At 62.8% G+C, this 23,466-nt stretch carries 19 protein-coding genes and 1 riboswitch; of the genes, 12 read left to right on the forward strand and 7 right to left on the reverse strand.

The genetic code is table 11. The features are described from left to right. Positions 1 to 45 precede the first annotated feature (45 nt). Entirely contained in the window at positions 46 to 1,314 is a 1,269-nt protein-coding gene (locus AAIL66_RS00960) for a D-amino acid dehydrogenase (RefSeq protein ID WP_343495807.1), read from the reverse strand. A gap of 171 nt (positions 1,315 to 1,485) precedes the next feature. After that, a riboswitch (glycine riboswitch) is annotated at positions 1,486 to 1,585 on the reverse strand. Positions 1,586 to 2,128: 543 nt separating this feature from the next. Here AAIL66_RS00960 and AAIL66_RS00965 point away from each other — a divergent pair. The 4 genes from AAIL66_RS00965 to AAIL66_RS00980 all read left to right on the forward strand — a co-directional run bounded on the left by AAIL66_RS00965 (position 2,129) and on the right by AAIL66_RS00980 (position 9,199). After that, positions 2,129 to 3,649, forward strand: coding sequence for an amino acid permease (locus AAIL66_RS00965; protein ID WP_034378665.1), 1,521 nt, complete (start codon positions 2,129 to 2,131; stop codon positions 3,647 to 3,649). Between the two features lie 203 nt (positions 3,650 to 3,852). Next, positions 3,853 to 5,070 carry a DNA polymerase IV gene (gene dinB, locus AAIL66_RS00970; RefSeq protein WP_343495899.1) on the forward strand — a complete coding sequence of 406 codons (1,218 nt, stop codon included), beginning with the start codon at positions 3,853 to 3,855 and terminating at the stop codon, positions 5,068 to 5,070. Between the two features lie 137 nt (positions 5,071 to 5,207). Next, positions 5,208 to 6,764, forward strand: coding sequence for a PAS domain-containing methyl-accepting chemotaxis protein (locus tag AAIL66_RS00975; protein WP_034353311.1), 1,557 nt, complete (start codon positions 5,208 to 5,210; stop codon positions 6,762 to 6,764). Positions 6,765 to 6,838: 74 nt separating this feature from the next. Then, positions 6,839 to 9,199, forward strand: a complete 2,361-nt coding sequence (locus tag AAIL66_RS00980; RefSeq protein ID WP_343495808.1) for a hypothetical protein — start codon at positions 6,839 to 6,841, stop codon at positions 9,197 to 9,199. A gap of 81 nt (positions 9,200 to 9,280) precedes the next feature. On the opposite strand, the gene queF is transcribed toward AAIL66_RS00980, so the two are convergent. The 4 genes from queF to AAIL66_RS01000 form a co-directional block, all read right to left on the reverse strand. Continuing rightward, positions 9,281 to 10,126 carry an NADPH-dependent 7-cyano-7-deazaguanine reductase QueF gene (queF, locus tag AAIL66_RS00985; RefSeq protein ID WP_343495809.1) on the reverse strand — a complete coding sequence of 282 codons (846 nt, stop codon included), beginning with the start codon at positions 10,124 to 10,126 and terminating at the stop codon, positions 9,281 to 9,283. Positions 10,127 to 10,199: 73 nt separating this feature from the next. Further along, positions 10,200 to 11,099 carry a 2OG-Fe(II) oxygenase gene (locus AAIL66_RS00990; RefSeq protein WP_343495810.1) on the reverse strand — a complete coding sequence of 300 codons (900 nt, stop codon included), beginning with the start codon at positions 11,097 to 11,099 and terminating at the stop codon, positions 10,200 to 10,202. 45 nt (positions 11,100 to 11,144) lie between these two features. Next, positions 11,145 to 11,924, reverse strand: a complete 780-nt coding sequence (gene yaaA / locus AAIL66_RS00995; RefSeq protein WP_343495811.1) for a peroxide stress protein YaaA — start codon at positions 11,922 to 11,924, stop codon at positions 11,145 to 11,147. A 107-nt stretch (positions 11,925 to 12,031) separates the two neighbouring features. After that, positions 12,032 to 14,998 carry an Rne/Rng family ribonuclease gene (locus AAIL66_RS01000; protein WP_343495812.1) on the reverse strand — a complete coding sequence of 989 codons (2,967 nt, stop codon included), beginning with the start codon at positions 14,996 to 14,998 and terminating at the stop codon, positions 12,032 to 12,034. A 585-nt stretch (positions 14,999 to 15,583) separates the two neighbouring features. Between AAIL66_RS01000 and AAIL66_RS01005 the strand changes: the two genes are divergently transcribed. The 4 genes from AAIL66_RS01005 to AAIL66_RS01020 are packed head-to-tail and all read left to right on the forward strand — an operon-like array spanning position 15,584 to position 18,703. Continuing rightward, positions 15,584 to 16,588, forward strand: a complete 1,005-nt coding sequence (locus tag AAIL66_RS01005; protein ID WP_034385443.1) for an RluA family pseudouridine synthase — start codon at positions 15,584 to 15,586, stop codon at positions 16,586 to 16,588. A gap of 9 nt (positions 16,589 to 16,597) precedes the next feature. After that, positions 16,598 to 17,281 carry an HAD-IA family hydrolase gene (locus AAIL66_RS01010; RefSeq protein ID WP_034353332.1) on the forward strand — a complete coding sequence of 228 codons (684 nt, stop codon included), beginning with the start codon at positions 16,598 to 16,600 and terminating at the stop codon, positions 17,279 to 17,281. An 8-nt stretch (positions 17,282 to 17,289) separates the two neighbouring features. Next, a complete protein-coding gene (locus tag AAIL66_RS01015; RefSeq protein WP_034353459.1) occupies positions 17,290 to 17,655 on the forward strand; it encodes a Rieske 2Fe-2S domain-containing protein in 366 nt (121 codons plus the stop codon). Position 17,656: 1 nt separating this feature from the next. Then, positions 17,657 to 18,703: a S49 family peptidase gene (locus AAIL66_RS01020; RefSeq protein ID WP_034353335.1), complete on the forward strand. Its 1,047-nt coding sequence runs from the start codon at positions 17,657 to 17,659 to the stop codon at positions 18,701 to 18,703. Positions 18,704 to 18,800: 97 nt separating this feature from the next. Here the strand turns inward: AAIL66_RS01020 and AAIL66_RS01025 are convergent, their stop codons facing one another. Both AAIL66_RS01025 and AAIL66_RS01030 read right to left on the reverse strand, forming a co-directional pair. Continuing rightward, the gene (locus tag AAIL66_RS01025) at positions 18,801 to 19,589 is read right to left on the reverse strand and encodes an SAM-dependent methyltransferase (RefSeq protein ID WP_034353338.1); all 789 of its coding nucleotides are present in this window, start codon (positions 19,587 to 19,589) and stop codon (positions 18,801 to 18,803) included. After that, entirely contained in the window at positions 19,586 to 20,194 is a 609-nt protein-coding gene (locus AAIL66_RS01030) for a Maf family nucleotide pyrophosphatase (RefSeq protein ID WP_034353342.1), read from the reverse strand. The genes AAIL66_RS01025 and AAIL66_RS01030 overlap by 4 nt, the downstream gene beginning before the upstream one ends. A gap of 25 nt (positions 20,195 to 20,219) precedes the next feature. Here AAIL66_RS01030 and AAIL66_RS01035 point away from each other — a divergent pair, with 25 nt between their 5' ends. From AAIL66_RS01035 to AAIL66_RS01050, 4 genes are all read left to right on the forward strand, one after another. Further along, positions 20,220 to 20,774 (forward strand): YceD family protein, encoded by a 555-nt coding sequence (locus AAIL66_RS01035; protein WP_003064170.1) that lies wholly within the window; start codon positions 20,220 to 20,222, stop codon positions 20,772 to 20,774. A 241-nt stretch (positions 20,775 to 21,015) separates the two neighbouring features. Further along, the gene (rpmF, locus tag AAIL66_RS01040; protein ID WP_003058062.1) at positions 21,016 to 21,198 is read left to right on the forward strand and encodes a 50S ribosomal protein L32; all 183 of its coding nucleotides are present in this window, start codon (positions 21,016 to 21,018) and stop codon (positions 21,196 to 21,198) included. 197 nt (positions 21,199 to 21,395) lie between these two features. After that, the gene (plsX, locus tag AAIL66_RS01045; RefSeq protein ID WP_034364877.1) at positions 21,396 to 22,436 is read left to right on the forward strand and encodes a phosphate acyltransferase PlsX; all 1,041 of its coding nucleotides are present in this window, start codon (positions 21,396 to 21,398) and stop codon (positions 22,434 to 22,436) included. Between the two features lie 8 nt (positions 22,437 to 22,444). Continuing rightward, positions 22,445 to 23,425, forward strand: a complete 981-nt coding sequence (locus AAIL66_RS01050; protein WP_003064176.1) for a beta-ketoacyl-ACP synthase III — start codon at positions 22,445 to 22,447, stop codon at positions 23,423 to 23,425. Positions 23,426 to 23,466: the final 41 nt, after the last annotated feature.

A 23,466-nucleotide genomic window follows, 5' to 3' on the forward strand; every position in this document is an offset into this window, starting at 1 on the left:
TGCGGCTACCGTGTCTGGCTTGTTGATGAGGTTTTCAGGTCGTGGTCAGGCGCTGGCGGTGCTCAGCGTGGCCGGTCGGGGCTGTCTGCTGGCGCTGCCCATGGACTGCAGCACGAGGTCGCCGACCATGTCGGCGGTGACGGCCGACAAGGTCCAGCCCAGATGGCCGTGGCCGGTGTTGTAGAACACGCAGGGCTTGTTGCCAGGGCCCACGCGCGGCAGCATGTCCGGCATCATGGGGCGCAGGCCCGCCCAAGGCACGACGCTGCGCGTGCTGACGCCCGGGAAGCATTGCTGCACCCATTCGATGAGTGGGCGGATGCGGTCGGCGCGGATGTCCTTGTTGAAGCCGTTGAACTCCGCCGTACCGGCAACTCGGAAGCGATCGTCGCCGAGGCGGCTGGTGACCAGCTTGGTCTCGTCGTCCAGCAGACTCACCACAGGGGCTGCGGCGCGGCTGGCTTCGTCCGGCAGATTGACCGTGATGGAATAGCCCTTGACCGGATAGATGTTGACGCTGTCGCCGAGCTGGGCAGCCAGGGCGCGGCTGGCCGTGCCTGCGCAGACCACCATGGCGTCGAAAGTCGAGGTCTCGGTTTCCAGGCCCTGGCGCACGGTCACGCTGGCCTGCTTGCCGTTGCTGTTCACCGACATGATTTCCTGGCCGTAGCGGCATTGCACGCCCAGTCGTTCGCAGGCGGCAGCCAGGCCGCTGGTGAACTTGTGGATGTCGCCCGTGGAGTCGCTCTCGGTGAAGTAGCCGCCATAGAAGGTTCCGGACAGGGTCGGCTCTATGGAGCGCATCTCCTGCGGTGTCACGGCGCGGCGCTCCAGGCCGCCTTTGGCCAGCAACTGGGAAACCTTGCCCGCATGTTCAAAGCCTGCTCGGTCGCGGTAGATATGCAAGATGCCTTTTTGTTTCAGATCGAAGTCAATGCCTTCGCTGGACGCCCAGTCAAACAGGTGCTCGCGTGCCGCAATCGCCAGCCTGGCGGTTTCCACGGTGTTTTTCTCGTAATGGGGGATGGCAGCGAGAAACTGGCAGAACCAGGAAATCTTGTGCCAGCTGGGCCTGGGATTGAGCAGCAGCGGAGCATCGCTCTTGAGCATCCACTTGAGGCCCTTGACGATGGTGGACCAATGGGTCCAGACCTCGGCGTTCGAGGCCGAGAGCTGGCCGCCATTGGCGAACGAGGTTTCCATGGCGGCATAGCGCTGCTTCTCGAACAGGGTGACGGAAAATCCGCGGCGTGCGAGGGCGTAGGCGGTGGTCACGCCCGTGATGCCACCGCCGATGACGGCGATTGTCTTCATGATTCAGATTCCAGAAACGTCAAGGGTGGAGCCCGTGCGCAACATGCGCAGCGGACGCCCCCTCTGTTCTGGACCTGAGAGATTCACGAGGCAGGGCCTTGCGGCGCTGCTCGCTTGCTCCTTCGGTATGCCCGGCGGACGATGACGTCCGGACATTCTTCAGAGTGTGTGAAAGCGATGCCGATCCTTTGGCCTGAGAGTTTCCGGGGCGGTTGCTCCTTCGGCGCTGCATACGCCAAGTTTGCGCTGCAGTCTCTCTCGGCATCACCGGGCTGAGAGCCTGTGGGCAAATGTAGGAAGAACGGCGGTGCCTGGATATACGGGTTTTCTAGACTTCTGCGCCAGGGCCCAGCCATGGCTGCTCATGTCGGGTTCACGCTATTTGATAGCGCTTGCCGCTTATCCTTCAATGAAATATTGATTGTTTGTCTATGAAAATGAATTTATTAAAGCGCAGTGTGCTTCTAAATTCATAGCGATAGACGCTGTCAAGTGCCACCGAGCAGCCCCAGAGTCAGCCCCTGCATTGGCATGGCGGGTCATGGTCGGCGGTGGATTTGGGCAAAATATCGTCTTTGCCTGTCAATGGGCCCGGCGATATCACCGCTTTGCCATTGAAGCGCCCGACTGGGGTGGCTGCCGATTCAGGATGCAACTGGCCTATCCGCCATGGCGTTCTGCTGTCATGGCTTCGTTCCTTTGTCCTTGTTGCCCGCGACCGTCATGGTCGCCTTTTTGCGTTGCCTGCCGCAGCGCCTGCGGGATGGTTGGGTGTTTTGTCCGGATGGGCGCAAACCATTACAACAAGACATTTATGTCCCAACCCAACTCAAGCCAGCAGCTCGCGCCGACTGGTGATGGTGACGATAACCAGCCCCGCTTGCACCGGGTGCTCAAGCAGCGCCACCTGAGCATGATTGCCATTGGCGGCGCCATCGGAACGGGCCTGTTCGTGGCCTCCGGCTCGGCCATCGCCCAGATCGGCCCTGGTGGTGCCGTGCTCACCTATCTGCTCATCGGCATCATGGTGTACTACATCATGACCAGCCTGGGCGAGCTGGCCGCCTTCATGCCTGTGGCCGGCTCTTTCTCTACCTATGCCTCGCGCTATGTGGATCGAGGCTTCGGCTTTGCGCTGGGCTGGAACTTCTGGTTCAGTTGGGCTGTGGTGGTGGCGGTGGACCTGGTGGCCTCGCAACTGGTCATGGCCTACTGGTTTCCCGATGTGCCAGGCATCATCTGGAGCGGCCTGTTCCTGCTGCTGATGGTGGGGCTGAACGCGTTTTCCGCGCGCGGCTTTGCCGAGGCCGAGTACTGGTTCGCGCTGATCAAGGTGCTGGCCGTGGTGGCCTTTCTGATCACCGGCGTGCTGATTCTGTTCGGCATCATCAGCAACGGCCATGTACCCGGCTTCGAGAACTGGACCACGGGCGATGCGCCATTCGTCGGCAATTTCGCGACCTTTGTGGGCGTGGCCATGATCGTGGCCTATTCCTTCCAGGGCACGGAGCTGGTGGGCGTTGCGGCAGGCGAATCCGAGAATCCGCGCGAGAACGTGCCGCGTGCGATTCGTCAGGTGTTCTGGCGCATCCTGCTGTTCTATGTGCTGGCCATTGTCGTCATCGGCTTTCTGATTCCCTATACCGATCCGCAGCTGCTGCGTACCGATGTGGCGGATATCGCCGTGAGCCCGTTCACGCTGGTGTTCCAGCACGCGGGCCTGCTGTCGGCGGCCACGGTGATGAATGCGGTGATCCTGACCTCGGTGCTGTCGGCCGGCAACTCCGGCATGTATGCGGCCACGCGCATGCTCTACAACATGGCGACCGAGGGCAATGCGCCGCGCATCTTCTCCCGGCTGACCCAGAACGGCGTGCCGCTGGTGGCCTTGATCGGCAGCACGCTGGTCGCCAGCCTGTGTCTGTTTTCCTCGCTCTACAGCCCGCAGGCCGTCTATATCTGGCTGCTGAATCTGGCCGGCATGACGGAGTTCATCGTCTGGCTGGGCATTGCCGTCAGCCACTACCGCTTCCGTCGCGGCTATGTCATGCACGGCCACGATGTGGGCCTGCTGCCCTACAAGGCCGGCGCCTTCCCCTTCGGTCCCATCTTTGCCTTTGTGCTGTGTCTGGTGGTGACGCTGGGCCAGAACTACCAGGCCTTCCTGGAAGATCGCATCGATTGGGGCGGCGTGGTCTCGACCTATCTGGGCATTCCGCTGTTCCTGCTGTTCTGGCTGGGTTACTGGCTGGTCAAGCGCAAGACCTGGGTCAGCTATGCCGATATGCGCTTTGACGAGCTCGAAGACATCAAGCAGGGCAAGGTTTCGTCCTGAGGCGGTTTGAGTCTTCCTCTTCTCTGTGCGGGAGGGGGGAAGGATGCAGGGCATGAGGTCATGCCGCTGCTTGCTGTTTTCAGGTGCGTGTGTGCTTGTTTAATGCATGGCTGCCGTCTCTTGCCAGCGCAGGCAAAATCGGCACTGTGAGCGATCTTCCCACCAGCCCCGATTCCCGGCCCAGGCGCATCGCGCATCTGGACATGGATGCGTTCTACGCCTCCGTGGAGCTGCTGCGCTACCCGCAGCTCAAGGGGCTGCCGGTGGTGATCGGTGGCGGGCGGCGCAGCTTTGACGAGGAGCTGCTGGCGCGCCATGCGGGGCGGCCGTTGTCCGAGATCCCGGTGGCGGACTTTCCGCTGCTGCGCGATTACACGGGGCGCGGCGTGATCACCACGGCCACCTATCCGGCGCGGCAGTTCGGCGTGGGCTCGGCCATGGGCATGATGAAGGCCGCCAAGCTGTGCCCGCAGGCGATTCTTCTGCCCGTGGACTTTACCGAGTACAGGCGCTTTTCCCGGGCCTTCAAAGAGATCATCGTGTCGATTGCTCCGCTGATGGAGAACCGCGGCGTGGACGAGGTCTACATCGACTTCACCGACGTGCCCGGCGGCCAGCGCGAAGGCGGACGCGTGCTGGCCCGGCTGATCCAGAAATCCATCTTCGACGCCACGGGCCTGACCTGCTCGGTCGGCGTGGCGCCCAACAAGCTGCTGGCCAAGATGGCCAGCGAGTTCAACAAGCCCAACGGCATCTCCATCGTCCAGCCCGAAGATCTGCAAAGCCGGATCTGGCCGCTGGCCTGCCGCAAGGTCAACGGCATAGGACCCAAGGCCGATGCCAAGCTCAAGAGCCTGGGCATAGAAACCATTGGCGACCTGGCCGCGCAAAGCCTGCCGCAGCTGCTGCACTGGTTTGGCAAAAGCTATGGCCACTGGCTGCACGAGTCGGCATGGGGGCGGGACGAACGCGCCGTGGTGACCGAGAGCGAGCCGGTGTCCATGAGTCGCGAGACCACCTTCGAGCGCGATCTGCATGCCGTGCGCGACAAGGTCGAACTGGGCGCGATCTTCACGGACCTGTGCGAGCGTCTGGCCGAGGATCTGCAGCGCAAGGGCTATGTGGGGCGCACCGTGGGCATCAAGCTGCGCTATGACGATTTCAGGATTGCCACGCGGGACCAGACCCTGAACCTGCCGATACAGGATGCGGCGGCCATCCGCCTGGCCGCGGGCCAATGCCTCAAGCGCGTGCCGCTTGGCAAGCGCATCAGGCTGCTGGGGGTCAAGGTCTCGGGCCTGATTGCCGAGCAGCTCTGGCAGGCCAGCGCCCACGATCCTGCGGCTCGCGAACTGCTGCTCAGACCTCATGGTTTGACCTCGGTCAAGCATTCGGATCCCTATACCGCATCTCTGTTCTGAGCCTGGGGGCTCGGGAATCATCACTGTGCGATGATCCAAGTGTGAATTTGTGTATCTGGTTAACCAGCTGTCGACGGGATGCCTGATCGCTCACTCTCGAACAAAAACTAAACAGGCTTATTGGAGGAGTGCAAAGCATGCGCCTGAACCTGCCGGTATCTCAACAAAACTACGACTTTCCAGGTGACGAGCTGCTGGTCTCCAGCACCAACACCAAGGGCGAGATCACGCATTGCAACCCGGCCTTTGTGCGCGTCAGCGGCTATGCCTACGAAGAGCTGATCGGCCAGCCGCACAATCTGATTCGCCACCCCGACATGCCGGCCGCTGCCTTCAAGGATATGTGGCGCACCATTGCCCATGGATATCCCTGGACGGCACTGGTCAAGAACCGCCGCAAGAACGGCGACCACTACTGGGTGCGCGCCAATGTCACGCCCATCATGGAAGGCGGCAAGCCAAGCGGCTATCTGTCGGTGCGCACCAAGCCTTCGGCCGCCGAAGTGGCCGAAGCCGAAGCGCTGTACGCGCGCATGCGCAACGAGGAAAAGCAGGCACAGGCCAGCTTCCGCCTGCGCGCGGGCGCGGTGCGCCGTCTGGGGCTGATGGGCTGGTGGGATGGTCGCAAGGATGTGGGCCTGGTGGCGCGCATGGCCTGGTTGCTGGCCATTATGGCCTTGATCGCCATGCTGCCCGATATGCTGGGTTGGCAGGGTGCAACTGCCTGGGGCTGGCGTGCTGCAAGCCTGGTGGCAGGCGGCGCATTCGTGCTGTGGCGCTTTCAACGGCGCTGCGTGGCGGGACTGGAGGAAGCCAGCCGCTTTGCAGCCGATGTGGCCGCCTGCAATCTGAGTACCGAATGCAGCCAGAGCTACAGCGGTGCCGTGGGGGCGCTGATGCTGAGGCTGCAGCAGATTCAGATCAATCTGCGCGCCGTGGTGGGCGATGTGCGTACCGAGGTGCAGGGCTTTGCCCAGACTGCCCATGAAATCGCCCAGAGCAGTTTCGATCTGGCAGGGCGTACCGAGTCGCAGGCCACCAGCCTGCAGCAGACGGCGGCCTCGATGGAGGAAATTTCGGGCACTGTGTCGCAGACGGCCGACACGGCACAGTTCATGGCCGGTGCCAGCGACGAGAGCAGCAAGGTGGCCAGCCGCAGCGGCGCGGCCATCAGCGAAGTGGGACTGGCCATGGAGCATATCCGCGGCTCCTCCACCCGCATGAGCGAGATCATTGGCGTGATCGAGAGCATTGCCTTCCAGACCAATCTGCTGGCGCTGAACGCGGCCGTGGAAGCGGCGCGGGCCGGCGAGCAGGGTCGCGGCTTTGCCGTGGTGGCAGGCGAGGTGCGAGCACTGGCCCAGCGCAGCGCCGAAGCGGCCAAGGAGATCAGCGTGCTCATCAACCGCACGGTCGATGGCATCAATGACGGAAATGCGCGCATGCGTGCCGCGGGCCAGACCATAGACGGCATGGTGCAGGCCGTGGACAAGGTCGGCTCCCTGGTGCACCAGATCAGCATTGCCACGCGTGAGCAGTCGATAGGCATCTCCCAGGTCAACGAGGCCGTGGCCCAACTCGACTCAGTGACCCAGCAGAATGCGGCGCTGGTGGAGCAGTCGACCAGCGCAGCGCAATCGCTGCGCCTGAGTGCCAGGACGCTGGAGCGTTCGGTGGACGTGTTCCATCTCTAGGCTTTTGTGGTCTTGCTCTGAAAAGGCAGCCGTGGAGCTGCCTTTTTCACATCGGCTTTCGGTAGGATTGCGCCATGAGTGTTGTGCTGACCCTGATCGCCATTGCGGCGCTGGCCCTGTGTTTGCTGATCTGGCTGATATCGCGTTTGCGCGCTGACGCCAGACCCGCGTCGTCTGCAACTGCTGGGCAGGAGGCCGAGCCGTCCGTGGCCCAGGCCGGAGCGGCGTCGGATGTTGCGGCGCGGACACTCTCCGATCAAGAGCTTGCGGCGCAGGCGGATACGGCATCAGAGGCCAGCAGGGATGTGAATTTTCGCCCCCAGGGCGAGCGTGGCATGGGCGGCCCCATCTATGGTGATGTGCTGTGTGCGGACGGCGTCTACCTGCCCCATGTCTGGGAGATGGACATGCACACCTCCTATGACGGGCGCTGGCTGCGCACGGGCTTTTATGACAGCGAGGCCGCCCATCTGGTCGACCGCAAATCACGTCGCAGCTGGGTGATCAGCAAGCCGGAAGGCGAGCTGCTGGATGCCATCCACTGGCGCATGCCGCGCTGGAGTGGCGAGAGCATCAACGAAAGCGGCATTGCCGACGATGCGCATGTGATCATGTCCGATGCCAGCTTCGAGGCCTGGCTGGGCGAGCATATGGCTGCGCAGCCGCAGCCCCTGCTGCAGGTGGTGGATCTCTGGGTGCCGGCAGACTGCCTGCCGGCCGAAGTCGCCCGGCCCATGCCGACTCTGCCTCAACCGGCTCAGCCCACCCCGGTGCCGCCGGTGCTGCTGCAGCGCCACTGGCCGGCTTCGCTGCGCAAGCTGCGCTACCCCATGGCTCCGCTGCAGAATCCGCACTGGCAGCTGATGCTGGGTGAGGCCGCCCAGCCCTGGGTGCTGGACGAGAGCCACAGCATGGTCTGGCGTGCCGATGCCCAGGCCTTTGCGCTCTATGCCTACCCTACCCAGGGCGATGCCAGCCAGGCCAGCCTGCGGCTGGCCGTCTGGACCATGGAGAGAGGCTGGCAGCAATGGCCGCAGCTGATGCCCGAGGATCGCAAGCCCTGGGCCCTGGGCCTGCCGGATCTTGAGCCGCCGAGCGAGTCGCAAGCGCCAGCGGTTTTGCCGCTGAGCTGGCTCAATGAACTGCTGCTGCAGAGAGTGCAGCTCGATATGCCCGAGACCGAGCGCCTGCACGATGGCACCAGCATCAGCTGCGCCATGAGCGAGGTGGATGTCTGCGCTGCCCATCAGCGAGATGGCCTGCCCATCCTCAAACCCTCGCTTCCCTTGTGCTTCGACTGGCTGCGTGATCCGGCGCAGCCCGCGCTGTGGCGCGCGCAGAGCGAGCCCCTCAAGGGGCAGCGCCTGATCTGGACCCTGTCCAAGCCCGCCCGGGAGGAGCTGGGCGAAACGGCGGCCTACAACCTGCAATGGGGTGAACGTCATTTGCCCGGCATCTGGGCGCTGGAACATGTGATCGTGCAGGGGCGCTGGGCGATTCTCATGCCGCACGGCCGTGCACCGATTCGCGGTGGCAGCGGCAGCCTGCAGGTCTGGGACGGGGAGCGCCTGCAAAGCGTGGACCTGCCCTGGCCCGTGGTGCGGCTGGCCGCTGTGCCGTCGGTTAAGGGCGGCATGGCCGCTCGCCTGCGCGTGCTGGCGCTGACGGCCAGTCTGGCGGACAAGGACTGGGACCCCTCGACCGCATCCTGGCGCTGGCCTTTGCAGTCCGTATCGGCCAGCCATCTGGCAAGACCCGACTGGCGCCCGCTTTACTCCGAGCGTGAACTGGCGCCCGATGCGCAAGGGCGCTGGCAGTTGCTGCCGCGCTGGCGCGAGGTCGGGCAGATCCAGCATCCCTGCTCCGACGGCGACTATGTCTGGCGCGACGATGTGCGCGGCGACACCGTCTGGTGGTGGGGCGGCGTGAACGAGCGCGTCAACCACTATTGGCAGCATGATGAACCTCGCAAGGACGGCGTGATCATGACGCGCAGCGGTCTGGCGTTCTGCGGTGTCGGGCCCTGCGCCTGTCCCCATCCTTCAGGCGAAGGCTGGGCCTTGCTGGAGCCGGTGGAAACACGCTACGGCGAGCTGGGTCAATGGCAGCTGCACTGGCTCAACCCCGTGGAAAAGGAAGTGCGCACGCTGACGCTCAAGGCGCGCATGCCGGTGCTGCAGGGTTGGGATGCCCAGGGCCTGCATTGGCAGGATCTGCCCTTGCCTGACGAAGTGGCGCTGCAGGGCGAGGCCAGCGCGGTTCACAAGCCCCCGTCGGAGCCCGCAGCGGCGCGTCAGCTGGTGGTGGCGCAGACCTGGCAGCGTGCTGCCGTCGAGCCTCTGCGCCAGGGCATGAACGGGCTGTGGCTGCGCATTCAGGATCTGCGCTATGCAGAGGCTTTGCTGGGGCAGGATGACTGCCCTTGGAAGAATTGATCCCCTGAGCCGCTTTGCGGCTTCTCGCTGAGGGGATGGCAGCCTTGCGACGGGGCGGCCCCTGATTGGGTCGTGTCGGTGTTACTGGCGTGCCGTGCGCACATTGGCGGGCAGGGCGCCCGGGTGGCTGGTGCGGAAAGGGTTGATGTCCAGGCCGCCGCGGCGCGTGTAGCGGGCGTAGACGGCCAGCTTGATGGGTTTGCAGCGGGTCCAGATGTCCATGAAGATGCGCTCCACGCATTGCTCATGGAATTCGTTGTGGTTGCGAAAGCTCACCAGGTACTGCAGCAGACCTTCCTGCTCGATCTGCGCACCGCTGTATTGAATCTGCACGCTGCCCCAGTCGGGCTGGCCGGTGACCAGGCAGTTGCTCTTGAGCAGATTGCTGACCAGGGTCTCGCTGACGGGGGCTTCGTCGTGGTTGGCACGCAGCAGCTCGGGAGCCGGCGTGTACCGGGTGCACTCCACATCGAGGCGGTCCAGCAGCAGACCGTCCAGCTCATGCACTTGCTGGGCATCGAACTGCTCCGCTTCCAGCAGACGCACGCCCACGCTGCCCTGGGCCTCGCTGCCGCGCCAAGTGGCTTCGGACAGATCGGTGCGCAGGCGCGCCAGCACCTCGCTGGCATCGGCAAAGCGGGTGTTGTTGAAGCTGTTCAGATACAGCTTGAAGGACTTGCTTTCGATCAGGTTGGGCGTTTCGCAGGGGATGGTGAAATGCGCCAGTGCCACCTGGGGCTTGCCGCGCAGATTGAGCCATGAAACTTCGAATGAGGTCCACAGATCGGCGCCAAAGAACGGCGGGTTGATGGCGGCGCCGATTTCCTCGCGCTTGGTCAGGCGTGGCAGGGGAAAGAGCAGGGACGCGTCGTACTGGTCCACATAGGCCGAGCTTTTGCCCAGCTGCGATTGTTCAGGGGTGTGCATGATTCAAAAACAAAATGGCCAGCAGAAAAAAGATAGCTGCCGGCGCTTTATAGGTAAGGGCTAGAGCCTGTTTTTACTTGAACTCTCGTTCGCGTAGCCACTTGGTGGCAATCCATTTTTCGCCTTCCAGCACGGGAGCGCCGCCGTGCAGGGTCTTGGTCGCCGGGTCGGGCCGGTTGTAGCTGAAGAATACGGCATTGCCACGGCGCGGTACGACCTGCAGCCCTACATCGGGAAAGGTGGTTGCGCCGCCGCGCGCGGGCTCGTTGAGATACATGACCAGGGTTCCCACGCGCTGGCCGCCACGCTTGAGTATGGTCGGCGTGCCGGGCTCGTTGGGGGCGAAGTAATCGTAATGCGGCTTGTATTCGGCCCCTGGGCGGTAGTGCAGCACCTGCATGCCTTCGCCATTTTCCAGCGGCCAGTTCAGCAGCCTGGCAATGCGCTGCTCCACACGGCCGATGAGCTCGTTTTCTCCGCGCTGGAAGAACATGCCATTGCTGGTGCGGTCGTCGTTGACGGCCTCGCCACCGCTCTGGTTGTCCACGGTCAGCGAGCGCTGCATGCGCGGGCCGGCGGCGGCGATGATGGCATCGCACTCCTCGTCGGAGAGCAGGTTGCCGAACACCACGACCCTGGGGTGACGCATATTCATCAGCACATGGACCTCGCGATCGCCGGTGTTGATGCAACAGGGATCGGTGTGCAGATCGGGCTCGGGCACGCCGGACTCGTGAATCTGCACGCTCACCCCTGCCTCGGGCCTGGCTGCCGCGAACGCCTGGGGCAGCTCGCCTTCTTCGGGCAGGGCCAGTGCCCGGCGTGCCAGATGCTCGGCCCAGCCCGCCTTGCGCATGGATTGCAGCAGCGATGGCAGCGGCACGCCGGAGGCGCTTTGCGTGCGCACCCATTGCATCAGCTCGGGTGTCAGGCCGGGAGGTGTGACGAACTCGTCTTGGGTGGAGGTGCTCATGTCGACAATGCTAGTGTGCACTGATGCCGATTTCAATGCGCGGCGTCAGTCTTGCAGCTTGCGGCGGAACACCAGCTTGCCGGGCGTGCTGGCCTGCTCGGCCAGCGCATAGCCTTCCAGATCGAACTTGCGCAGGTCGGCCACCTTTCTGGCCTTGTGCTGTACGGCCCAGCGCACCATCAGCCCGCGCGCGCGCTTGGCATGGAAGCTGATGATCTTGTACTTGCCACCCTTGAAGTCCTCGAAAACGCATTCGACCACGGGGGCCTTGAGCGTCTTGAGATCCACGGCCTTGAAATATTCCTGAGACGCCAGGTTGACGACAATGCGCTCGGCCTGGGCGTCACCTCGCTCGTTCAGATAGTCGGCAATCTGGGTTCCCCAGAACTGATAGAGGTTGCTGCCCTTGGCGTTTTCCAGCCGGGTGCCCATCTCCAGGCGATAAGGCTGCAGCAGGTCCAGTGGGCGCAGCACGCCATAGAGGCCGCTCAGGATCACGACATGCTCCTGGGCCCAGTCCAGCTCCCGGGGCTTGAGGCTGGCCGCATTCAGACCTTCGTAGACATCGCCATTGAAGGCCAGCACGGCCTGGCGCGAGTTCTTGGCGGTGAACCTGGCACTGAATGCTTCGTAGCGGCCGACATTGAGCGCGGCCAGCTTGTCGCTGATGCTCATGAGCTCGGAAATCTGCTGGGGCGACTTCTCGCGCAGCACTTCGATCAGTTCCAGGGGCTGCTTTTTGAATACCGGCAGCGTGTGTGGCAGCTCGGCGGAAATAGGGCTTTCATAGTCCAGCGATTTGGCCGGAGAGATCAGAAACAACATGGCTTGACGTTCACTCAATCAAAGAAAGGGCGCATGAAAAAGGGCCAAGGCCCCATCCACGGAAGTGGACAGTCCCCTTGGCCCTGTGATGCCGGAAGGCAGTCTGCTTAGGCGTTGGCGCCTGCAGCCTGTTCTTCCTTCTCGAACGGCAGCTGCATCAGGCTCAGATCCTTGCGGGTCTCGACCAGAATCAGCGGGCCTTCGTCGAGTACCACCACGGGCGGGCGTTCGCGAGGAATGCGCACGGGCTTGGGCTCGGCGGCAATCGCAGCCTGGACGGCGGCGATCTTTTCGGCATCGGAGTTGATCCATTCCAGACCCGATGCGGCTGCCAGGGCCTGCAGCTCTGCAATCGGCAGCGCATAGCTCTGTGCCTTGGGCGCTGCGACTGCGGGGGCAGGCGCTGCGGTCTCAGCCACAGGCTCGACTGCGGCTGCGGCAGGCTCTGCCTGCACGGGCTGGGCGGGCTCTGCCGCAGGAGCGACAGCCACCGCGGCTTCTTCTGCAACCACGGGTGCCTGCACTTCTGCAGCAACAGGCGCTTGTTCTGCCTGAGCCTGAGGTGCAACAGCATCAAAGTAGCTGCGGCGTGCCGGCTGCTCGCCAGCGTCTGCGGCAGGCACTTCGACCGGGGCCTGGGCTTCGGCTGTCTGCTCGGCAGCCTGGCCTTCTGCCTGAGCGTCACGCGGTGCACGGTCGCGGCGGTCACGGCCATAGCGGTCGCGCGAACGGCGCTGACGGGGCTCGCGAGCCTCGCCGCCTTGTGCGCCATCCTGCACCTGAGCGTCAGAACCCTCGACTTGGGCGGTGTTCAGCGCCGCTTCGTCGGCCACGGCCTGCATGGCAGGCTGGGCATCGGCGTTGCGATTCTGGCGCTCGCGGCGGCCTTCACCGCGTTCGCCGCGCTCATTGCGTTCCGAACGTTCACCGCGTTCCTGGCGGTTGCGCTCGGGCTTGGGGGTTGCAGCCTGAGTATTGAACTCTTCGCCATTCAGCGCGGCTTCTGCCACCTGGGGCTGGCGGTCGTCGCGGCGCTCGTTGCGTTCGCCACCGCGGCGGTTGCCGCGCTCGGGGCGGTCCTGGCGCTGTTGCTGCTCGGGACGCTCGTTGCGTTGCTGCTCGTCACGGCCCTGGGCATTGCGGCGGTTGTTGCGGTCTCCACGTTCGGCACCAGTGCGCTCGGCGCTGTTGCGGTCGCCACGTTCGTTGCGGTCGCCGCCACGGCGGTTGCGGTCACCGCCACGGCCTTCGCCTCGGCGGCCGTCGCGGCTGCCTTCACGGGCGGCAGGAGCTGCAGGCTCCGCCGCGGGAGCGGGTGCTGCCACGGGAGCCGGTGCGCCAAAGCCGAACAGATTCTTGAGCCAGGCAAAGAAGCCTTGCTCGCGCACCACGGGGCGGGCCGCTACGGGAGCGGGCGTCGCGGCGGCAGCGCGAGGCTGGCGGGGAGGGCGAGGCTCGGCAATCGGCGCGGGAGCATCGGGCAGCACCCCCTTGATGACGGGAGTCTGCTTGTTGGTGGGTTCCTGCGAGCGGCGGGTGACGGTGGTCACCTCTTCGGGCTCGTCGGCCAGCTTGTAGCTGGCTTCCATGGATTCCAGGCGCGAGTCGTCGTGCTTGAGGCGCTCGAGCTTGTAGTGCGGCGTGTCCATGGACTTGTTGGGCACCATGATCACGTTGACGCGCTGCTTGAGCTCGATCTTGGTGATTTCGCTGCGCTTCTCGTTGAGCAGGAAGGAGGCCACTTCCACGGGCACCTGGCAGTGCACGGCGGCCGTGTTGTCCTTCATGGACTCTTCCTGGATGATGCGCAGAATCTGCAGCGCAGAGCTTTCCGTGTCGCGGATATGGCCGGAGCCGCCGCAGCGTGGGCAGTTGATGTGGGCGCCTTCGGACAAGGCGGGCTTGAGGCGCTGGCGGCTCATTTCCATCAGGCCGAACTTGCTGATGGTGCCGAACTGCACGCGGGCGCGGTCCTGGCGCAGGGCATCGCGCAGGCGGTTTTCCACTTCGCGGCGGTTCTTGGCCTCTTCCATGTCGATGAAGTCGATCACGATCAGGCCGCCCAGGTCGCGCAGGCGCATCTGGCGCGCCACTTCGTCGGCTGCCTCGAGGTTGGTGCGGGTCGCGGTTTCCTCGATATCGCCGCCCTTGATGGCGCGGGCCGAGTTCACGTCCACGGAGACCAGGGCTTCGGTGTGGTCGATCACGATGGCGCCGCCCGAGGGCAGGGTCACGGTGCGCGAATAGGCGGACTCGATCTGGTGCTCGATCTGGAAGCGCGAGAACAGGGGGGCGTCGTCGCGGTAGCGCTTGACGCGGGCAGCGTGCTCGGGCATCACATGTGCCATGAACTGCTGGGCCTGTTCGTAGATGTCATCGGTGTCGATCAGGATGTCGCCGATGTCATTGTTGAAATAGTCGCGGATGGCGCGGATCACCAGGCTGGATTCCTGATAGATCAGGAAGGCGCCCTTGGAGGCCTTGGCGGCGCCGTCGATGGCGCTCCACAGCTTGAGCAGGTAGTTCAGGTCCCACTGCAGCTCGGGGGCCGAGCGGCCGATGCCGGCAGTGCGTGCAATGATGGACATGCCCTTGGGGTACTCGAGCTGGTCCATGGCCTCCTTGAGCTCGGCGCGGTCCTCGCCCTCGATGCGGCGCGAAACGCCACCGCCACGGGGGTTGTTGGGCATCAGCACCACATAGCGGCCGGCCAGCGAGATGAAGGTGGTCAGGGCTGCACCCTTGTTGCCGCGCTCTTCCTTCTCGACCTGGACGATCAGCTCCTGACCTTCGCGGATCACGTCGTTGATGCGGGCCTGGCTGGGCGAGACGCCTTCGGCAAAGTATTGCTTGGAGATTTCCTTGAAGGGCAGGAAGCCGTGGCGGTCTTCGCCGTAGTCCACAAAGCAGGCTTCTAGAGATGGCTCGACGCGGGTCACGACGGCCTTGTAGATATTGCCCTTGCGTTGTTCGCGACCTTCGATCTCGATCTCGTAGTCCAGCAGCTTCTGGCCGTCCACAATGGCCAGGCGGCGTTCTTCGGACTGCGTCGCGTTAATCAGCATCCGTTTCATGATGCGTTTCCTTTATTCGTTTTATGAGGCACGTTGGTCATAGACCAACGCACCTTTGACTGGTAATCAAAGACAGGCTCAACAGGAGCCGTGATGCCAGACGAACGAGTTGAAACGGATGAGGAATCTGGGGCGGTACAGGACGGCGCTACTGGCCTGATCTCAAGTCAGTAGCGGAGGTACAGGCCGGGGGACGAGCGGGAGAGGACGCGCATGCAGACGGGGTACAAAAGAAGCCGACGCGCGTGCTAGGGAGGTGGGTGGTTTCTTCGAGACATGACTCGTCCCGGGGGCCGGCCGTGCCTTGCCCCAGAGGTTGATCAGCAATGTCCAAAAGATCCACATGCTCGTTGAGAGAACCGACAGTTGCAGGCTGCTTTTGCCTGGACAACTGCACGGTATGAGATTCCGTATCAGTGTTTCAATTCGTCAGCCTTTGCCAGGCTCTCACAGGCTGCTGCAGCTCATCTTGACTGCAATTTGCGTGTGCAAAACTGGCGGGCATCGACCTGCCTGTGCGGTGGGAAATGATTGTTTGGACTAAACTCCATGCGAATCAATCACTTACAACTAAGCTCGGCACAGGTGAAACACATTATAGAGGGCAAACCGGCACAGGACCGGTCCCAGAATACGGCCGCGGCCTCGGTACGGCTGATCGAGGTCGATGAAGACTCCGCCGGACAGCGACTCGACAACTTTCTCATGCGCCACCTCAAGGGGGTGCCCAAGACCCATGTCTACCGCATCATCCGCAGTGGTGAGGTGCGCATCAACAAGGGGCGCGTGAGCGCCGAGACCCGGGTTCAGCCCGGCGACGTGGTGCGCCTTCCCCCGGTCCGGATTTCCGACAAAGTGGCTGAAAAAGCGGAGCGCCCGGCGCCGGCTAAGGACTTTCCCGCCCTGTTGGATGACGAACACATGATTGCATTGTCCAAGCCTGCCGGCGTGGCCGTGCATGGAGGCTCGGGCGTGAGCTTTGGCGTCATCGAGCAACTGCGCCAGGCGCGTCCCGATGCCAAGTTTCTTGAGCTGGTGCACCGGCTGGATCGCGAAACCTCGGGCATTTTGCTGGTGGCCAAAAAGCGTTCGGCACTCATCAATCTGCAGGACCAGTTTCGCGAGCGCGAGACCGGCAAGACCTATCTGGCATTGGTGCAAGGTGCCTGGCCGGCCAACAAGAAGGTCATCGATCTGCCGCTGCACAAGTATCTGCAGGCCGATGGCGAGCGCCGTGTGCGCGTGACCACGGCCGATGACCCGGATGGAATGCGCTCCATCACCCTGGTCAAGGTCAGAAAGCTGATCGAGCCGCGTCCCCTGCAGGGGCTGCCTGCGATGAGTCTGCTGGAGGTGACCATCAAGACAGGTCGCACCCACCAGATCCGCGTGCATCTGTCCTCGCAGGGGCATCCCATCGTGGGCGATGACAAATATGGTGATTTTGATCTCAACCGTCGTGTGCAAAAGCAGGGCCTCAAGCGCATGTTTCTGCACGCCTGGCGGCTACAGTTCAATCATCCCGCCAGCGGCGAGCGTGTCGAACTGCGTGCCGAGCTGCCGCCTGAGCTGGCGGACTTTGTGAACTGACTAGGCTTCATGACTACTGAAAACCATAGCGCCCGGCGACCACGCCGCTTCGATCTGATTGCATTCGACTGGGATGGCACGGTGGCGGACTCCACGGCCATCATCAGTCGCAGCATCCAGGAGGCTGTGCGTGATGTGGGCGGCACCGTGCCCAGCGACGAGCAGGCTGCCTATGTGATCGGCATGGCGTTGATGCCGGCCCTGGCCCGCGCGGCACCCGATGTGCCGCCCGAGAAATATCCTGAGCTGGCCAATCGCTATCGCTTTCACTTCTTCAAGCATCAGGACGATATCTGCGTGTTTGACGGCATACTGCCGCTGCTTGCCGAGCTGCGCGAGCGCGGCCACTGGCTGAGCGTGGCCACGGGCAAGAGCCGCATGGGGCTCAACCATGCGCTGCAGGACCCGCAGCTCAAGGGATTGTTCGACGGTTCGCGCACGGCCGACGAGACCGCCGGCAAGCCCAGTCCGCTGATGCTGCACGAGCTGATGGCCGAATTCGGCGTGGAACCCGAGCGTACGCTGATGATTGGCGACACCACGCACGATTTGCAGATGGCGCAGAATGCCGGCTGTGCCAGTGTGGGGGTGTCCTATGGTGCCCATGCACCCGACGGCTTCGCCCAGTTCAATCCGCTGTTCGTGGCCGATTCCGCGATGCAGCTGCGGGCCTGGCTGCTGGCCAACGCGTGAAGCCAGATATGACAGATGCCGTGGAGCTGTGCGCCAGTGCGGATCTGGTCGACGGCGGCCGGGCGGTGAGCTTTGATGTGCTGTATGCCGGTCAGAGCAGCCGCGCGTTTGCCATCCGCTACCAGGGGCAGGTTCATGCCTATCTGAATCGCTGCAGCCATATCCCCATGGAAATGGACTACCAGGAAGGTCAGTTTTTTGACGATTCCGGTCGCTGGCTGTTGTGTTCTACCCACGGAGCTGCCTACGAACCTGACAGCGGCGCCTGTGCAGGCGGTCCTTGCCGCGGTGGGTTGGTAAAAATCGCCTTGAGCGAAAGCGGCGGCTTGGTGCGCTGGCATACTGGGCCACACCTGAAACCTCTGAAGTTTTGAGATGAGTACTCCTGACAACCATGATTCCCAGTCGCATGTGACGCCGGGCGCGGACCTCTGGTCCAAGGCGTCTGCTGCGTCCGCTGAGGCGCCCGCCGCTGCGGCCAAGGCCTCCGGGAACGGGGGCTGGGAGCGCGATGTGCTGGAAAAGCTGGTGTTTGCCTCCATCAAAGAACAGCGAGCAGCACGACGTTGGCGCTTTTTCAGCCGTCTGCTGTGGTCCGTGGTGGTGCTGCTGGTGCTGTGGGCGGTGTTCTTCAAGGATACGGCCACCAAGACCAGCACCTCGCCCCATACCGCGGTGGTGGAGATCAAGGGCGAGATTGCCTCGGGAGCGGACGCCAGTGCCGAGTTCGTGGTGGCGGCCATGCGCAGCGCCTTTGAAGATTCGGGCTCGCGCGCCGTGGTGCTGCTGATCAACTCGCCCGGAGGCAGCCCCGTGCAGGCAGGCATCATCAACGACGAGATGACGCGTCTCAAGGCCAAGTACAACAAGCCTCTGTATGCAGTGGTCGAGGAGTCCTGCGCCTCGGCGGCCTACTACATCGCGGCGGCGGCCGACGAAATCTTCGTCGACAAGGCCAGCATCGTGGGCAGCATCGGCGTGCTCATGGACGGCTTCGGCTTCACCGGTGTGATGGACAAGGTGGGCGTGGAGCGCCGCCTGCTGACGGCTGGCGAGAACAAGGGCTTTCTCGATCCGTTCAGCCCCATGTCGGCGCAGCAAAAGGAATTTGCGCTGCAGATGCTGGAGCAGATTCACCAGCAGTTCATCGGCGTGGTCAAGGCCGGCCGTGGCGACCGTCTGCATGAAACCCCCGAGATGTTCAGCGGACTGTTTTGGACCGGCCAGCAAGCCGTGGAGCTGGGTCTTGCCGACAAGCTGGGCAGCCTCGATTATGTAGCGCGTGAGGTGGTCAAGGCCGAGGAAGTCATCGACTACACTCGCCGTGATAATGTGGCCGAGCGCCTGGCCAAGCGCTTTGGCGCCGCCATCGGCGAGGGATCGGTCAAAGCCATGCGCGGCTTGGTGCCAAGCATTCGCTGATCAAGCATCAGAAGGCTGCTGGACCTTTCTGGATAGGCACTGGTTGCTATCAAAAAAGCCTGCGGTATTGGCCGCAGGCTTTTTTGTTTCTTGGCGCTCAACGGCCTATGGCAAACACCACCGGCGTACGGTTGTCGGGAGGCGCGTTGCGCTGGCGCCATTCGCGCACCAGATGGCTTTCAATGCGTGCTGTCTCCAGCGTCAATCCGCTGGCCAGGGCCAGCCTGGTATTCGGTTGCAAGGTTTGCAGCAATGCCTGCCAGAGGGCGGCATTGCGGTAAGGGGTCTCGATGAACTGCTGGGTCTGGCCGTGACGCAGGGCCAGGCTCTCCAGCTCCTTGATGCGGGCCGTGCGCTCGGAGCCATCCTGAGGCACATAGCCGACAAAGGCGAAATTCTGGCCGTTGAGGCCGCTGGCTGCCAGGCCCAGCAGCAGCGACACCGGTCCCGTCAGCGGCACGACGCGAATGCCCAGGTCATGGGCGGCACGCACGATGGAGCTGCCGGGGTCTGCCACGGCGGGCATGCCCGCCTCGCTGATCAAACCCATGTCCTGTCCGGCTAGGGCCGCTGCCAGCAGGGGCTTGGGGTCGAAGACGGCCGCGCCCTTGTTGCCATGGTCGCCTTTTTTATGGGCTTCACGTGGCAACTCGACAATGTTCTGGGCCTGCAACGGAGCAGCCAGCGGAAACAAGGCATCGATGCGCTTGAGATAGGCGCGTGCGGTTTTGGCGTTTTCGCTGATCCAGTGAGTCAGGGAGGCGGCGCGGCGCAGCGTGCCCTCGGGCAGCACCTCGGTCAAAGCGGTCTGGCTTTCGCAGCCGAAATCGAGCGGAGCAGGTACCAGATAAAGGGTGCCCGCTTTGCTTTTCGATGTTTCGCTCATGGCAGAACCACTCCTGCGGCACGCAGCAACTGGCAGGTGCGGATCAGCGGCAGGCCTATCAGTGCCGTGGGGTCGTCGCTGACGATGGCATCCAGCAGGGCGATGCCCAGGCCTTCGCTCTTGGCCGAGCCTGCGCAGTCATAGGGCTGCTCGGCGCGCAGATAGCGCTCGATCTCAAGGTCGTTCAGTTCGCGAAAGCGCACTTGCACCGTGACCACGCTGGATTCCGTGAAGCCGGTTTCGGCACAGCTCACGCAGACGCCGGTGTGGAAATTCATCTGGCGGCCGCTCATCTGGCGCAGCTGTTCGGTGGCGCGCTCGTGGGTGCCGGGCTTGGACAGGGGCTGGCCATCGAGCTCGGGCACCTGGTCGGAGCCGATCACAATGGCGCCGGGGTGCAACTGGGCCACGGCCTGTGCCTTGGCTATGGCCAGGCGCAGACTCAGATCGTGGGGCGTTTCGTCGCTGAGCGGGGTTTCATCCACTTCTGGAGACACCGTCTCGAACGGCAGTTGCAGGCGGCTGAGCAGCTCACGGCGGTAGCGCGAGGTGGAGCCAAGAATCAATGGACGCTCAAGTCGTCCGGCAATCAATAAGTCGGGCATTGCGGGATTCTCTTACACTGGCTGCATGAGCAAGGATTTTTCTGCGACCCGGCTGGACGTGCGTGCTTTCGCGCAGGCTGAAGGTCATCTGCATGGTCAGGCACCATTGTCGGACTTCAAGCGTCTGGCGGCCGATGCGTTGGCGATTACCGGCGAGCAACCCCTGGTGCGCTGGGAAGCCGAAGGCGAGCTGGTGGAGCAAAAAGGCGGCAGCGGCCATGTGTGGCTGCATCTGAGTGCCGAGGTGGCTTTGCCGCTGACCTGTCAGCGCTGCCTGACTGAGGCCGATATTCCCCTTTACGTGGATCGGTCATTTCGCTTCGTTCCGGACGAAGCGACGGCAGAACTGGAAGATGACGACAGCGATGAGGATGTGCTGGCATTGAGCAGCGAGTTCAATCTGCTGGAGTTGATCGAGGACGAGTTGCTGATGGAAGTGCCTGTAGTGCCTCGCCATGAGGTCTGCCCGGTCCCCGTCAAGCTGGAGGTCAGCGATGACGCCTTCGAGCAGGCCAATGAGCAAAAGGAAAACCCTTTTGCCGTGCTGCAATCTCTCAATGTAGGCAAGTCTGCCGACTGATCCATCCCATAGCACGGTGGGGATTTGATTTTGCCTGGGCCGCGAAAAGCGTTTGCGCTATAATCGTGAGCTTCGCGCGAAACCCCCTCGTGTCTTTAATGGGCTGATCGCGTTTTTTTAGGACTTGCACGGACAAGGGCGCACTCTCACTCTCGGAGGGTGCGTCGAAAGGCAGAGTTTTTTGCCCGGTCTTGCTGTGTAAGTCGTGTTACCAACCCTTTCAAGATACACAGGAGCCATCATGGCTGTTCAGCAAAACAAGAAGTCTCCCTCCAAGCGCGGCATGCACCGTTCGCACAACGCACTGAATGTGCCTGGCATCGCTGTCGAAGCCACTACCGGCGAGACACACCTGCGCCACCACATCAGCCCCAACGGCGTGTACCGTGGCCGTCAAGTGCTGAAGAACAAGTCCGAAGCCTAAGCGACGACTGCATTCGCAAAGCCTGTTGCTACATTTTTTGTAGCAACAGGCTTTTGTTTTTATGGGAGATATTTGCAAAGCCTGTCATGACGGGCATGGCTGCAAAATCTCAATGCTGGTTTTGCAAATAGCTTCTGTTGTGGTCCTCGGATCCTTCAATTCATCATCCCAAGCCTAATTGGATTTGTCAGTCGCCCATGATTAATTTGGCTGTTGACTGCATGGGGGGCGATCATGGCCCCCGCGTCACGCTGGCCGCGTGCCGTCAGTTTCTGAATTCACACCCCGATGCGCATCTGCTGCTGGTCGGCAAGGCCGAGGAGTTGGCCGGCTTCAAGCATGAGCGCGTGACCATTGTTCCCGCCACGGAGGTGGTGAGCATGGATGATCCCGTGGAAATAGCTCTGCGCAAGAAAAAGGACTCGTCCATGCGCGTGGCCGTGCAGCAGGTCAAGAATGGTGCGGCTCAGGCGGCTGTGTCCGCCGGCAATACCGGGGCGCTGATGGCGATCTCGCGCTATCTGCTCAAGACTCTGGATGGCATCGATCGTCCCGCGATTGCCTTCGGCTTGCCCAATGCCAAGGGCAGTGACACCACAATGCTGGACCTGGGGGCCAATGTGGACTGCACGGCAGAGCATCTGCTGCAGTTTGCGGTCATGGGCTCGGCCTTGGTGTCAGCACTCAAGAACACCGAGGCGCCCAGCGTCGGTCTGCTCAATATCGGTGAAGAGCTGATCAAGGGCAGCGAAGTCATCAAGCGTGCCGGCGAGTTGCTGCGCGCTGCAGGCGATGCGGGCAACCTTAATTTCTACGGAAATGTGGAAGGCAACGACACCTTCAAGGGTGTGGTGGACATTGTCGTGTGCGATGGTTTCGTTGGTAACGTTGCACTCAAGACCACCGAGGGGGTTGCCTCGATGATCTCGGGGATTCTCAAGGAAGAGTTCAAGCGCAACATCTTCACCAAGATTGCCGCCATCATTGCCTATCCGGTGCTATCTGCGCTTATGAAGCGTGTTGATCATCGTCGTTACAACGGCGCTGCCTTGCTGGGTCTGCGCGGGCTGGTCTTCAAAAGCCATGGCTCGGCTGATGCAATGGCATTCGAGCATGCTTTGAACCGCGCGTATGATGCGGCACGCAACAACCTGCTTGACCGTGTCCGCAGCCGTATTGCTGCTGCCGCACCTTTGCTGCTGGCAGCGCAGACGGAATCTGGAACTTCGGCGCCCTGATAGAAGACATGAGACGCTACGCACGCATCATTGGCACCGGCAGTTACCTGCCGCCCCGCCGCCTGACCAATAACGACCTCGCAGCCGAGTTGGCTCAGCGCGGCCTGGAAACCTCGGACGAGTGGATCGTCGAGCGCACGGGCATTCGTGCCCGCCACTTCGCCGAGCCCGATGTGACCAGCAGCGACCTGGCTCTTGAGGCCAGTCGCAAGGCCATCGAGGCCGCAGGCATCGAGGCTTCGGATATCGATCTGATCATTGTCGCCACGTCCACTCCGGACATGGTGTTTCCCTCGACGGCCGCCATCCTGCAGCACAAGCTGGGCATCAGCAATGGCTGCCCGGCCTTCGATGTGCAGGCCGTGTGCAGCGGTTTCGTCTATGCCCTGACGGTGGCCGATTCCATGATCCAGACCGGCGCTGCCAAGCGCGTGCTGGTGGTGGGCTCCGAAGTCTTCAGCCGTATCCTGGATTTCAACGACCGCACGACCTGCGTGCTGTTCGGTGATGGCGCAGGCGCCGTGGTGCTGGAGGCTTCCGACGAGCCTGGCATTCTGGCTACCGAGCTGCATGCCGATGGCAGCCATGTGGGCATTCTCTGCGTGCCGGGCAATGTCTCCGGCGGCAATGTGCTGGGCGACCCCTTGCTCAAGATGGACGGTCAGGCTGTCTTCAAGCTGGCAGTGAGCGTGCTGGACAAGGCGGCTCGCTCCGCGCTGGAAAAGGCAGGTCTGACGGATGCCGACATCGATTGGCTGATCCCGCACCAGGCCAATATCCGCATCATGCAAAGCACGGCGCGCAAGCTCAAGCTGTCCATGGACAAGGTGGTGGTGACCGTCGATCAGCATGGCAACACCTCGGCGGCTTCGATTCCTCTGGCACTCGATCACGGCGTGCGCAGCGGACAGGTCAAAAAAGGCCAGACCGTGCTGCTCGAAGGGGTAGGCGGCGGCTTCACCTGGGGTGCGGTGCTCCTTAAGATGTAGCTGTAGACGCAATATAAATAAGCGTTTCAGGCAATTTTTAT

Source organism: Comamonas sp. F1-6 (assembly GCF_039581415.1).
In the GTDB taxonomy this organism is placed as follows: Bacteria; Pseudomonadota; Gammaproteobacteria; order Burkholderiales; family Burkholderiaceae_C; genus Comamonas; species Comamonas thiooxydans.

Bases quoted from the DNA above. Each gene is read 5' to 3' on its own strand.
- AAIL66_RS00960 (WP_343495807.1), bottom strand. From the start codon at position 1,314: ATGAAGACAATCGCCGTCATCGGCGGTGGCATCACGGGCGTGACCACC.
- AAIL66_RS00965 (WP_034378665.1), top strand. From the start codon at position 2,129: ATGTCCCAACCCAACTCAAGCCAGCAGCTCGCGCCGACTGGTGATGGT.
- dinB (WP_343495899.1), top strand. From the start codon at position 3,853: ATGGATGCGTTCTACGCCTCCGTGGAGCTGCTGCGCTACCCGCAGCTC.
- AAIL66_RS00975 (WP_034353311.1), top strand. From the start codon at position 5,208: ATGCGCCTGAACCTGCCGGTATCTCAACAAAACTACGACTTTCCAGGT.
- AAIL66_RS00980 (WP_343495808.1), top strand. From the start codon at position 6,839: ATGAGTGTTGTGCTGACCCTGATCGCCATTGCGGCGCTGGCCCTGTGT.
- queF (WP_343495809.1), bottom strand. From the start codon at position 10,126: ATGCACACCCCTGAACAATCGCAGCTGGGCAAAAGCTCGGCCTATGTG.
- AAIL66_RS00990 (WP_343495810.1), bottom strand. From the start codon at position 11,099: ATGAGCACCTCCACCCAAGACGAGTTCGTCACACCTCCCGGCCTGACA.
- yaaA (WP_343495811.1), bottom strand. From the start codon at position 11,924: ATGTTGTTTCTGATCTCTCCGGCCAAATCGCTGGACTATGAAAGCCCT.
- AAIL66_RS01000 (WP_343495812.1), bottom strand. From the start codon at position 14,998: ATGAAACGGATGCTGATTAACGCGACGCAGTCCGAAGAACGCCGCCTG.
- AAIL66_RS01010 (WP_034353332.1), top strand. From the start codon at position 16,598: ATGACTACTGAAAACCATAGCGCCCGGCGACCACGCCGCTTCGATCTG.
- AAIL66_RS01015 (WP_034353459.1), top strand. From the start codon at position 17,290: ATGACAGATGCCGTGGAGCTGTGCGCCAGTGCGGATCTGGTCGACGGC.
- AAIL66_RS01020 (WP_034353335.1), top strand. From the start codon at position 17,657: ATGAGTACTCCTGACAACCATGATTCCCAGTCGCATGTGACGCCGGGC.
- AAIL66_RS01025 (WP_034353338.1), bottom strand. From the start codon at position 19,589: ATGAGCGAAACATCGAAAAGCAAAGCGGGCACCCTTTATCTGGTACCT.
- AAIL66_RS01030 (WP_034353342.1), bottom strand. From the start codon at position 20,194: ATGCCCGACTTATTGATTGCCGGACGACTTGAGCGTCCATTGATTCTT.
- AAIL66_RS01035 (WP_003064170.1), top strand. From the start codon at position 20,220: ATGAGCAAGGATTTTTCTGCGACCCGGCTGGACGTGCGTGCTTTCGCG.
- rpmF (WP_003058062.1), top strand. From the start codon at position 21,016: ATGGCTGTTCAGCAAAACAAGAAGTCTCCCTCCAAGCGCGGCATGCAC.
- plsX (WP_034364877.1), top strand. From the start codon at position 21,396: ATGATTAATTTGGCTGTTGACTGCATGGGGGGCGATCATGGCCCCCGC.
- AAIL66_RS01050 (WP_003064176.1), top strand. From the start codon at position 22,445: ATGAGACGCTACGCACGCATCATTGGCACCGGCAGTTACCTGCCGCCC.